Source organism: Acinetobacter sp. V2, from assembly GCF_001188385.1.
In the GTDB taxonomy this organism is placed as follows: Bacteria; Pseudomonadota; Gammaproteobacteria; order Pseudomonadales; family Moraxellaceae; genus Acinetobacter; species Acinetobacter oleivorans.
Genome location: NZ_JZFB01000005.1, coordinates 194,321 through 205,234 on the forward strand (window position 1 = coordinate 194,321; position 10,914 = coordinate 205,234).

Sequence of the window (10,914 nt, forward strand, 5' to 3'; positions counted from 1 at the left end):
AAGGGGTTTGCACAAAACCCCTAAAAAAAATCTGATAGTTAGATGAATGGTATTTCATTCATCTAGTCCCCCTTAATGTATCTGGCACCTAAAAAGCACCATTAACGCTCATCTATTAAGCATAACTTCCGAGAAATCTAATTTAGCAAATTTACCTTAAAGTTACATTGATTAAGCACTTAAAATAATGAGTTTTAGTCATATATATTTACACTTATATAAAAATTTCATAATAAAATACAAAAACAATAATTTTAATCATAAAGTAAATGCTGCATATTCATTCAATCGAATAACAAATTATGAGCAATTGAGGAACGATCATGACACTACGATTAGGAGACACTGCCCCCGATTTTCAACAAGAATCGAGTGAAGGCCCAATTAATTTTTATGATTTTTTAGGGGATAGTTGGGGAATCTTATTTTCACATCCAGCCGACTATACGCCAGTATGTACAACAGAGTTAGGTTATACAGCAAAATTAAAAGATGAATTTACGAAGCGTAATGTTAAAGCGATTGCTTTGTCAGTAGACGATGTAGAGTCTCATAAGGGCTGGATCAACGATATTAATGAAACACAAAACACAACTGTAAACTTTCCAATCATTGCAGATAAAGACCGTAAAGTATCTGAGCTTTATGGTTTCATTCACCCTAATGCCAGCGAAACTCTGACAGTGCGCTCATTAGTGATTATTGATCCGAATAAAAAAGTTCGCTTAATCATTACCTACCCTGCTTCGACGGGCCGAAATTTTAATGAAGTCTTACGCGTTGTGGATTCATTACAATTAACTGACAAGCATAAAGTCGCTACACCTGCGAACTGGCAGCAAGGTGAAGATGTCGTTATTGTGCCATCACTTAAAGATGAAGAAGAAATTAAACAACGCTTCCCTAAAGGTTATACAGCGGTTAAACCTTATTTACGCCTAACACCACAGCCTGAGCAAGATTAAAGCCTTTTAAAAGGCTTTAATCGAAGCGCAAGACAAGCGAAGCGCGTAGGCAGGCATCAGAAGGCTGCAAATAAGCCAATCGCGCAGTAAATCTCAAGCAAAATAAGTAAATTTTCCAGCCTTAAAAAGCCATCCAACGCGATGGCTTTTTTATTTATGTATTGAATACACATGGTTTTTAGTGCTCAGATCAGTTATAACTCGAAGCGATTCGGTATAAAAAATAAAAATCATGATCTATAAAATTCATCATTTAAAGTGTGGCAGCATGTGCCCAGTTTGCGCCCCACTCTTTGGACAAAAAGGCTTTCGGGCTGAAGTGGTCTGCCATTGCCTTCTGGTTGAAACTGATCGAGGCTTAGTGCTTATTGATACAGGCTTTGGCTTGCAAGATTATTTACATATGAAACAACGCCTAGGCTCATTAGTTAAACGTTTAGGTAAAATTGAGCCTAACCTTGAGTTTAGTGCTATTCAGCAAATTCAAAAGCTCGGGTTTAATCCGAAGGATGTACAGCACATCTTTGTCACTCATCTTGATTTTGATCATGCAGGTGGAATTTCAGATTTTCCACATGCCACTGTGCATGTTTTAGCTGCAGAATATAACGCAGCCCAACTTCCAAATTTTAAGGGCAAACTTCGTTATAGAACCAATCAATATAAAGATCATCGCTACTGGAACTTTGTTGAATACCAGCAAGGTGAAGCTTGGTTTAACCTCGAAAAAGTAAAAGGCTTCCCTCTGTTCCAAGATGAAATTTTAATGGTGCCTCTATTGGGGCATTCAGCTGGACATTGTGGTATTGCTATAAAGCAACAAAATCAATGGTTATTATTTTGTGGGGATGCATACTACTCACATCTAGAGTTAAACCCTAAAAATAAATTAAGATCACTCAGTGTGCTGGAAAAAACATTTGCAGAAGATAATGAGCAACGCCTTGTTAATCTCAAACGCTTACAGCATTTAGCTCAACATGAGCCAACGATTGAAATTATTTGTGCTCATGATCCTTATGAGCTTAATCGGTATCAAACATGAAAAAATTATCGCTCATCACACTTCTCATCTGTATAAATTTACAAGGATGTATGCAGCATGAAAGTATTGCTCATGAGCAACGACCAAAAGACTGGGGCACTTTAGTCTCTCAAAACCATAACTTTTATCAAATTAGTAATGATGTTTTTCGCAGTGAACAACCTAGTGCTGCAATGATTTCAGAATTAAAGAATCATCAAATTGGAACGATTATTAATTTACGGGCCAAAGACGCAGATACTTTAGTTTTTAAAAATGAAAATTTTAATCTTGTGCATATTCCTATCAACACATGGGCAATTAATCGACAAGATTTATTAGAAGTCATGCAGCAAATTAAAATTGCTAAACAGAGTAATCAACGTGTTTTATTGCACTGCTACCATGGTTCAGACCGTACAGGCGCCAGCGTTGCGATGTATCGCATTATTTTTGAAAATTGGGCAATTGATGATGCGGTTAAAGAAATGAAGCAAGGTGGTTATGGCTATCATATTATTTGGAAGAATATTGACCGTTTATTCACCCCTGAAAATGTAAAATGGATTCAACAGCAACTGTCGAATCCATCTTAACTACATCTTGAGTAAACCTTAGATCAGATTAACGCTGATCTAATGGCACCCAATCAATAACCCAAGCCGATTTCATATTTAAACTTGAATCAGAAGTAATTTTCTTACGGGCCGCATCTGCTGTATCACGGTCTTTCGCAGGTCCTACCATAATACGGATTCCCTTACTAGTTTGACTCGTAGTTACCTTATAGCCTTTAGCTCGTAATTTAGAAACAACTGCATCTGCATTTGCTTGGTTAGCAGCCAATGCAACTTGCACCATCCACTTTTTATCACCATTTTCCAGCAATTCACGCGCTTTTTCAGCCTCAGCTTTTTTATCAGCTTCTGCTTTACGCTTAGCCTCTGATGTTTTCTTATCAGCTTCTGCTTTGTGTTTCGCTTCAGTTGCTTTCTTATCGGCTTCTGCCTGACGCTTTGCTTCAGCTGCTTTCTTATCAGCTTCCGCTTGACGTTTTGCTTCAGCTGCTTTCTTATCGGCTTCTGCTTGGCGCTTTGCTTCAGTTGCTTTCTTATCAGCTTCTGCCTGACGTTTTGCTTCAGCTGCTTTCTTATCAGCTTCCGCTTGGCGTTTTGCTTCAGCTGCTTTTTTGTCTGCATCTATTTTTGAAGTATCAGTTGTTTTATTTGCCACATTAGTTTGCTGGTTTTTAGCTTTCGCCTCACCCACTAACTCTGGTGGAATATTATCTGAACTTTCTTGAGCAGCTGTACGACGTGCATTAATCGCAGCGTACTCTGCTGCGGCTTTACGAGCAGCATCAGCTTCAGCTTGCTGCTGCATTGCTAAAAACTCAGCTGCACGTGCTTCTTGCTCAGCAACCGCTTTTTCACGCGAACGGCGCTGTTCTTCTAACAAACGTTTTTCTGTTTCAACATCAACCGCTAGAGGCTGTAGTTGTACCATTTGTCCTTCGGTTGCTTGCTTTGGCTTAGTTTGAGTTTTTGGCGATGTGGATGCGGGTGGTTGAACTTCAACCTGTTTTATTTCCTCATTTCCTTTTAGAAGTAATGCTGCCAATAAAACACCACCTCCCAGTAAAACAACACCACCCATCCAGCGTTGTTTGTTATTCATTGACATTCTTCCAAATACTCCCAAATCGCTTCTAAAGTATGAAACGAACCACAGGCCAAAATCAGCTGATTGTTATTTGTTTGCTCAAGCGCTGATTTAAAAGCCTCTTTGATATTGCCATATTGTTGTACTGTCTGGCCTTGCAAGGCATCATTGAGTTGCTGAATCGGTGCAGCACGCGGCACATTCAACTCAGCAATTTTCCAATGTAAAACAGTAGGTTTCAATAAATCGACTACTGATTTTATATCTTTATCTGCCAGCATTGAAAATACTGCGACAACTTCTGTGTACTGTTTATTGTATTCTAAGAAATTTCGCAATTGCTTTAACAAAAATTCAACACCATGTGGATTGTGTCCGGCATCAAAAATTACCGTTTTCCCCTCCACTTGACGCTGCTCAAAACGTCCTGCTAAATGTGCAGATTGAATACTTTTTTCTAATGCTGACTGAGAGATTTCAAGTCCGCTATTTAAAATAGCGGCAACCGCTCCCGCAATATTTTCAATGGCTAAATGACCTAAGGGAAGCTTTAAAGCAGTTCCTTCTGAGGCAAAGTACCAGTTTTGTCCATCATCGGCGAGTTTATAAAAATAATCACGATTAACGGCATATAAGTCTGCTTGCGTACTTTCTGCTTTATCTTGGATTGCTTGAGGTAGAATTTGTTCACCAGCAAAGACAACCGGAATTTGTGGACGAATAATGCCTGCTTTTTCAAAAGCAATTTTTTCGATGGTATCGCCCAACCAGTCAGTATGATCTAGGCCAATATTAGTAATAACTGCAACGTCGGGATCAATTACATTGACGACATCTAAGCGTCCGCCCAAACCAACTTCGAGCACCCATACATCACATTGCTGTTGTTTAAAAATGACAAAAGCAGCCAAAGTGGTTGCTTCAAAAAAAGATAAGCTTAAATCACAATCGCGACGAGCCTGATCGACTTGAACAAAAGCATCAATCAGACTTTGATCATCGACTTCAACTCCACCTAATTTGACTCGCTCATTAAAGCGATAGATATGCGGTGACTGATATAACCCAACTTTATAACCCTGTGCGTTTAATATCGCGGCCAGTGTGGTTGTAGTTGAGCCTTTACCATTCGTTCCGGCTACTGTAAAAACTTTAGCAGTAGGCTGAGTTACACCCAGTTTTTCTGCAACAGGAATTACACGTTCCAGACCAAGATCTATCCCTGTAACGTGAACATGGCTCCAATAATTGAGCCATGTATCTAAAGAGTCTATTGAAAGTGGAGCTTGTTGATTCAAGGTAAGTTCATCAATTTCGATACAAGTCGAGATACAGTATCACGTAAAGCATGACGATGAACAATCTGATCGATTACACCATGATCAAGCAAATATTCAGCACGTTGGAACGGTTCTTCTAGCGTTTCACGTACAGTCTGCTCAATTACACGTTTACCAGCAAAGCCAATCATCGCTTTAGGTTCAGCAATATGAATATCACCCAACATTGCTAAAGAAGCTGTTACACCGCCATATACAGGATGTGTTAACACCACGATATAAGGTAAACCTGTATCTTTTAACTTTTGGATCGCCGCTGAAGTACGTGCCATTTGCATAAGGGATAGCATACCTTCTTGCATACGTGCACCACCAGAAGCTGCGAAACAGATCAATGGTTGACGTTTTTCAATAGCAAGTTCAGCAGCCTGAACAAAACGGTCGCCTACAACTGTACCCATAGAGCCGCCCATAAAGTCGAACTCAAAAGCACATGCAATCATATCTACGCCATTTAAATTACCTTGCATGGCAATTAAGGCTTCCGTTTCACCAGTTTTGGTTTGCGCTTCACGCATACGATCTGGATATGGCTTAGTGTCGACAAATTTTAACGGATCTTTCGCGCTAAATTCTTGCCCTAATTCTGCTACTACATTGTCGAAGAACCAGTTCAAACGATCACGAGCTTTCATACGTAAGTGTTCATCACACTGCGGACAAACATACGCATTGAAAGAGATTGCTGTACGTGTCACTAGAGCATGACATTCAGGGCATTCAATCGTTGGCTCAGTAAATGTTGCTTTGAGAATTTGTTGCTCATTTGCGACTTCAATACCTGGAACCGGACGTTTTGTCCATGGTGTCGAAGGGCTAAGAACTTTCCCTGATTTCACTTCTTGATTCATACTAACTCATCGAGCGCTGCTCGAAGCTCCTTGACTTTATTCACCGTCTGTTCAACAGCGTCATCCGCTGCCAACGTTGCAAAATTTTTAACGAAAGCACTACCTACAATCACCGCATCAGCAACGCTACCCATTGCTTTTGCTGAAGCAGCATCACTAATACCAAAACCAACACCTACTGGAATATCAGTGGCATTTTTGATTTTTTGAATACGTGCAGCAGCTTCTGCCGTATCTAGTGTTGCGGCTCCCGTTACACCCTTAAGTGAAACATAGTAGATAAATCCACTTGCCTGATTTGCCACATGTTGAATGCGTTGGTCTGTAGAAGTTGGTGCGAGCAAGAAGATTTGATCCATGTCATGTTGTTTCAACACAGCCCCAAACTCTTTTGACTCTTCTGGCGGTAAATCCACCAGTAATAAGCCATCTACACCACACTCTTTCGCATGAGAAACAAACTTCTCGTAACCAATAACTTCAACCGGATTTAGATAACCCATTAAAACAACAGGTGTATCCTGATCCTGTTCACGGAACTCCTTTACCATATTAAGAGCATCTAATGTGTTAGTCCCTGCCGCAAGCGCACGTTCAGCTGCAAGCGCAATTACTGGACCATCGGCCATTGGATCTGAAAATGGTAAACCAAGCTCAATGACATCTACTCCTGCCGCAACCATTTTATGCAGTAACGGAACTGTTACTTGCGGTTGTGGATCACCCGCCATGACATAAGATACAAGCGCTTTACGTTGTTGGGACTTAAGCTTTTCAAAACGGGTGGCAAGACGTGACATAGGGTTGTGCTTTCCTTGAATTATTTAAAATTGAGGAGTTGTTTGTAGAAATACAAGAACATCGCATTTTAACGCTATTTTTTGTCCATTGAACAGGTCTAACGTTATGGCGATATTCGATTGTATGATTCATACAACCCATGGCGTACATTTATCAATATTTTGAAACTTTTCTCAATGATCAAAGCTTCCTATTTTCGAGCCATTATTAGATCGTCATCTGAATAGAAAATCGTCACAGAAAGGCTATTTTATTGCATTTTTATTTGTTAGCTGTAATTGTCTTTTTCTTGCTAATAGGGTTTGTCCTGTCAAATTTTTATGGGCACGTGCAAGTGCTGACTGGTCCGAATATCCCAATTGCTCAGCAATTAAAGTGAGGCTGGCATTTTGGTTAAGTAATATCTCACAGCGTCTCATACGCTCCGCATCTAAAATTAATTTAAATGAAGTGTTTAATGACTGTAGCTGACGTTGCAAACTTCGTACTGAAATATTCAACTCGATGGCAATATCTTCTATTTTAGGGGCCTGCTGCCTTTGCTTAAAATATTCATGGACGATCCAATGTATTTGCTGAGCTAAATCTGTATGTATTTTACGCTGAGCTAATGCTTCTTCTGCCTGTTTCACTAAAAGTTGCATTAAGGTTGGGTCTGCATGCTGAGGACGAATACTTAGTCCCTCACTTGCAAAAGTTAATGCATAGTAAGGTTTTTCAAATGATAATTTGCATTGAAAGAAACGCTGATAGTGCACTAACGGACCACGTGCACGGTGCACGAACTCAACTTGTTGCAAGAGAAAATCATGTAGTGGGGCTATTTGTTTAGCAAGCTGCACCATCGCGGCCAAAGTCAATTCACAAAGTATGATATTGCTGTCATCAACCAATGGCCAATACAAACGAATTTTTGAAGCATCTTGCTCAATTTGCATAGGCACAACTTGCTCACCGTCAATCACCAGACGATGAAACTTCATAATATATTCAAGAACCTCGGCAAAACTGCCACTTCGGGATGCCATATAACCCAACACTCCAAAATTGGCAGGTGTAATGCAAGTGGCCATTTCCAAGGCTAAATTGGAAACTTGTAGCTGAGATTCGGTTAGCTCTAAAAGCTCAAGAAAAAAATTTAAAGATGATTGAGCATCAATAGACGAAGCTAAAATATTTTGAACTTGGCGGGCCTGAACATCCGTCAGATTTAATGCCTGCCAGTCCATTTCCCTTTCTTTTAAGTAAGTATTCCAAAGGTAAAAATACCCATTTGAAATCGTAAAATCCTGCATGGCTCATCCTTTTTTTACTGCCATCTTGTCGCAAACTGTATAAAAATTGGCAATAACTGTCAAAACAAAGCCGACCAGCCGCGACATACTAATAAACAAGTTAGATGCGAGAAATAAAATATGAACGCACATGTTTCTTATCAAGTCGAGCCAGTAGTTCGTAAAGATCTAGATTTTCACTTAAACGAAGCGCCTCGCTTTTGGTTTAATAATGATCCTTTTTTGACTCGTATGTTTGATGCACTCAGCTTAACCTTCCCTGATGGAGAGCGTTATTTTATCGAATGTGTTCGTATGTTCCGTGACAAAATTGAAGATCCAGAACTACAAAAACGAGTGGTGGACTTTATTAAACAAGAAGCTCAACACGGTATTGCTCATGACAAAATGAATCAGCTCATGAAAGAACAAGGTATGCCTGTTGACCAATTCACAGCTACACTAAAAAGAATTTTTCGTTTTGAACTCACCAAACGCTCACCGCAATACAATATTGCAATGACAGCAGCAGCTGAACATTTAACTGCATTAATGGCAGAAACGTTTTATAGCAATAGAAAAACTTTGGAAAATGCTCACCCGTATGTCCGAGCGCTGTTTGCTTGGCATGCCATTGAAGAGATGGAGCATCGTGATGTTGCTTTTGATGTCATGAAACAAGTAGGCGAAGTTCCTGAATCGACTCGTCGATTTGTATTGGTTCTTACAACAGTACTCATGTTTGGTTTTACACTCTATCGCACCAACATCATGTTGAAATGTGATGGTTTTAGTTCTAGAGAACGACTCTTAATGAGCCTTAAAGGCTTACCTTGGTTCTTTGGTAAAAATGGCACATTAACAGCCATGAAAAGCCAATATTTAGATTGGTTTAAAAAAGATTTTCATCCAAGTCAGCATCCGGTCATTCGTCAATATCCTGTCTGGATTGAAACACTCGAAAAGACCAATGATCCTATTGCAGCTGGTGAAGCATTTTGGCAAGCAGGTTTATAACCTGCTTGTTACCATTTTGCATAATGTTGTTCTAGTAAACCGTATTGCTCATTGCAATTGATTATATCGGTTGCCTCATGCTCAATCGTGCCGCTAATTTTAGCTTGCCACTGATTGAACTGGCTTCCAATCATTCTTAAATTAATATTTTCGTATCGGCACCAACCAATATTCACTTGTAGATTAAGTTTTTGATCTAGAGAGCTAATTTGCCAAAGCTCATCATTTACTTTTTCAAATAAAACATCAGTCAGTGGAAATAAAACTCCGTTAATCCATAAGCAATTTTCATTACCAAAGCTTTCATTAACACCTGAAGCTAAATTTAAACCAATACGCCGCCCTTGCTCATCCCAGAAATTACATGAAAGCCAGAACCAAGCTGTTTCAGGTCGCAAAAAACCACACGTATCATCTAGAGATGCAAATGTCTTTTCATCAAATTGGACGACTTGATTTTGTTTATTAATAAACATCCCTTCTACAGCAAGCGTGGTCTGCTTTTGGGTATAGGTCCAACCGTTAATTCCTGTTGGTGTACACAAGCTTAATATATCGGTTCCAGCACAAAAAATCCGAGCGCTAAGTTGGATCTCACCATATTTAGTCACTCGAATGTACCGCACGCCATTGGCATGCTGGATATCAAACTGATAAGGCGATTTAGAAAAATAGCTTTGATTAAACAATGGCTGTTCATCAAGATAGGTTTTATGCCCCAAAGGCTGAATTGCATTCCACTCAATGACCTGCTGAGTTTCATGATCATAAATATAGAAAAAACCGTGCCCGACCCAACCGATATCTGCAATTGCCAGACCAATACTATAGTGTTTATGTTGAATGCCGCAGAATTTAAATTTTTTATATTTTAGTTGCTTACGCCAGCCTTTTAAGACCTTACCATAAGGGTTTTTATAAATATAATGTTGTACGTGAATGGTTGACGGTACAGATTCAAAACGCCCGTAGCGAGGCTGTCCATTTTCTTGAATTAAATCCATTTACCCACTTCCATATGAATATTAGATTTCAAATGACCTATACCACGGTCAAATACGTATTTTCCCAAATTGTTGCAGCAAAATCGCCTTTTATTAAATGAATATAGCGCCCTGCTACACAATCTATAGCTAAGCAGTCATCAATATCAATGACTCGATCTGTGTGTGCTTTTTGCCACTGTTGATCTATAAATTGTTTACCTAATTGTTTTGCAACGACAGCATTTGGTGCAACTACAAACTCATAACGGTGAAGTTCACCGAATTCACGAGCATTATATCCACCCAGATTAATTAAATATAATTTTAAATCATCTGGTTTGGGTGCTGCATCTGTAAAATGAACTTGATACTTTTGCCCTTGAGAGCTAACACCAGAGAGCTTGGCCCAAGCATCAATATGTAATCCTTGAGCTTCACCAAACCAAGCCTGTTTAAGTTGAGGATAAACTTCTTCCAAAGTATCTCCTATAGCCATGACTACATCATGAACTTCTGTATTAGCACGTGCATGACGCCCGCCTAACATCACCATAAACAAACTTGGCATTGTATCCTCTTACATCTCGACCATTTCTACGCCATCAATGCGTGCAACTGTCATTAAATCTTTATCACCACGACCTGAAACAGTTGCAATAATAATCTGATCTTTAGACATTGTTGGTGCAAGCTTAGAAACGTATGCCATTGCGTGCGAGCTTTCAAGTGCAGGAATAATCCCTTCGATTTTGGTTAAATCACGGAAACCTTGCAAAGCTTCTGTATCATTAATCGGCACGTATTCTACGCGCTTCATATCTTTCAAGAAGCTATGCTCAGGACCAACACCCGGATAATCAAGACCTGCTGAGATACTATGTGTCTCAATAATCTGGCCCTGTTCATCACTCATTAAGTAAGTACGGTTACCGTGCAATACGCCCACATGGCCTGCATTTAACGGCGCAGAGTGTTTACCAGTTTCAATACCAAA

The 10,914-nt window shown here is 39.6% G+C and carries 11 protein-coding genes and 1 pseudogene; 4 read left to right on the forward strand and 8 right to left on the reverse strand.

All coding sequences use genetic code 11. The features are described 5' to 3' along the window. Positions 1 to 323 precede the first annotated feature (323 nt). The 3 genes from UC75_RS15515 (at position 324) to UC75_RS15525 (ending at position 2,585) form a co-directional block, all read left to right on the forward strand. A complete protein-coding gene (locus tag UC75_RS15515) occupies positions 324 to 965 on the forward strand; it encodes a peroxiredoxin (RefSeq protein WP_049838099.1) in 642 nt (213 codons plus the stop codon). A 232-nt stretch (positions 966 to 1,197) separates the two neighbouring features. Then, a complete protein-coding gene (locus UC75_RS15520) occupies positions 1,198 to 2,010 on the forward strand; it encodes an MBL fold metallo-hydrolase (RefSeq protein ID WP_212771777.1) in 813 nt (270 codons plus the stop codon). Beyond that, positions 2,007 to 2,585, forward strand: coding sequence for a dual specificity protein phosphatase family protein (locus tag UC75_RS15525; RefSeq protein WP_049838101.1), 579 nt, complete (start codon positions 2,007 to 2,009; stop codon positions 2,583 to 2,585). The genes UC75_RS15520 and UC75_RS15525 overlap by 4 nt, the downstream gene beginning before the upstream one ends. A 28-nt stretch (positions 2,586 to 2,613) precedes the next feature. Here the strand turns inward: UC75_RS15525 and UC75_RS15530 are convergent, their stop codons facing one another. The 5 genes from UC75_RS15530 to UC75_RS15550 form a co-directional block, all read right to left on the reverse strand. Then, complete coding sequence (locus UC75_RS15530) at positions 2,614 to 3,672, reverse strand: SPOR domain-containing protein (protein ID WP_049838102.1); 1,059 nt, start codon at positions 3,670 to 3,672, stop codon at positions 2,614 to 2,616. Continuing rightward, on the reverse strand, positions 3,663 to 4,949 hold the full coding sequence (gene folC, locus UC75_RS15535; protein WP_049838103.1) for a bifunctional tetrahydrofolate synthase/dihydrofolate synthase: 1,287 nt from the start codon (positions 4,947 to 4,949) through the stop codon (positions 3,663 to 3,665). The genes UC75_RS15530 and folC overlap by 10 nt, the downstream gene beginning before the upstream one ends. Next, complete coding sequence (accD, locus tag UC75_RS15540) at positions 4,946 to 5,842, reverse strand: acetyl-CoA carboxylase, carboxyltransferase subunit beta (protein WP_049838104.1); 897 nt, start codon at positions 5,840 to 5,842, stop codon at positions 4,946 to 4,948. The genes folC and accD overlap by 4 nt, the downstream gene beginning before the upstream one ends. Then, positions 5,839 to 6,642 (reverse strand): tryptophan synthase subunit alpha, encoded by an 804-nt coding sequence (gene trpA / locus UC75_RS15545; protein ID WP_049838105.1) that lies wholly within the window; start codon positions 6,640 to 6,642, stop codon positions 5,839 to 5,841. The genes accD and trpA overlap by 4 nt, the downstream gene beginning before the upstream one ends. A 246-nt stretch (positions 6,643 to 6,888) precedes the next feature. Next, on the reverse strand, positions 6,889 to 7,938 hold the full coding sequence (locus tag UC75_RS15550) for an AraC family transcriptional regulator (protein ID WP_013196865.1): 1,050 nt from the start codon (positions 7,936 to 7,938) through the stop codon (positions 6,889 to 6,891). A 120-nt stretch (positions 7,939 to 8,058) separates the two neighbouring features. Here UC75_RS15550 and UC75_RS15555 point away from each other — a divergent pair, with 120 nt between their 5' ends. Beyond that, the gene (locus UC75_RS15555) at positions 8,059 to 8,934 is read left to right on the forward strand and encodes a metal-dependent hydrolase (RefSeq protein ID WP_049838106.1); all 876 of its coding nucleotides are present in this window, start codon (positions 8,059 to 8,061) and stop codon (positions 8,932 to 8,934) included. Between the two features lie 8 nt (positions 8,935 to 8,942). Here UC75_RS15555 and UC75_RS15560 read toward each other — a convergent pair whose 3' ends face one another. The 3 genes and pseudogenes from UC75_RS15560 to UC75_RS22005 all read right to left on the reverse strand — a co-directional run. After that, entirely contained in the window at positions 8,943 to 9,938 is a 996-nt protein-coding gene (locus UC75_RS15560) for a DUF2804 domain-containing protein (protein WP_049838107.1), read from the reverse strand. A 37-nt stretch (positions 9,939 to 9,975) separates the two neighbouring features. Further along, entirely contained in the window at positions 9,976 to 10,488 is a 513-nt protein-coding gene (locus UC75_RS15565; RefSeq protein ID WP_049838108.1) for a DUF1543 domain-containing protein, read from the reverse strand. A 9-nt stretch (positions 10,489 to 10,497) separates the two neighbouring features. After that, positions 10,498 to 10,914 (reverse strand): annotated as a pseudogene (locus UC75_RS22005) (tryptophan synthase subunit beta); the annotation flags it as partial.

What these genes read in the sequence shown, in the direction of transcription:
- UC75_RS15515 (WP_049838099.1), top strand. Translation starts at nt 324, where the DNA reads ATGACACTACGATTAGGAGACACTGCCCCCGATTTTCAACAAGAATCG.
- UC75_RS15520 (WP_212771777.1), top strand. Translation starts at nt 1,198, where the DNA reads ATGATCTATAAAATTCATCATTTAAAGTGTGGCAGCATGTGCCCAGTT.
- UC75_RS15525 (WP_049838101.1), top strand. Translation starts at nt 2,007, where the DNA reads ATGAAAAAATTATCGCTCATCACACTTCTCATCTGTATAAATTTACAA.
- UC75_RS15530 (WP_049838102.1), bottom strand. Translation starts at nt 3,672, where the DNA reads ATGTCAATGAATAACAAACAACGCTGGATGGGTGGTGTTGTTTTACTG.
- accD (WP_049838104.1), bottom strand. Translation starts at nt 5,842, where the DNA reads ATGAATCAAGAAGTGAAATCAGGGAAAGTTCTTAGCCCTTCGACACCA.
- trpA (WP_049838105.1), bottom strand. Translation starts at nt 6,642, where the DNA reads ATGTCACGTCTTGCCACCCGTTTTGAAAAGCTTAAGTCCCAACAACGT.
- UC75_RS15550 (WP_013196865.1), bottom strand. Translation starts at nt 7,938, where the DNA reads ATGCAGGATTTTACGATTTCAAATGGGTATTTTTACCTTTGGAATACT.
- UC75_RS15555 (WP_049838106.1), top strand. Translation starts at nt 8,059, where the DNA reads ATGAACGCACATGTTTCTTATCAAGTCGAGCCAGTAGTTCGTAAAGAT.
- UC75_RS15560 (WP_049838107.1), bottom strand. Translation starts at nt 9,938, where the DNA reads ATGGATTTAATTCAAGAAAATGGACAGCCTCGCTACGGGCGTTTTGAA.
- UC75_RS15565 (WP_049838108.1), bottom strand. Translation starts at nt 10,488, where the DNA reads ATGCCAAGTTTGTTTATGGTGATGTTAGGCGGGCGTCATGCACGTGCT.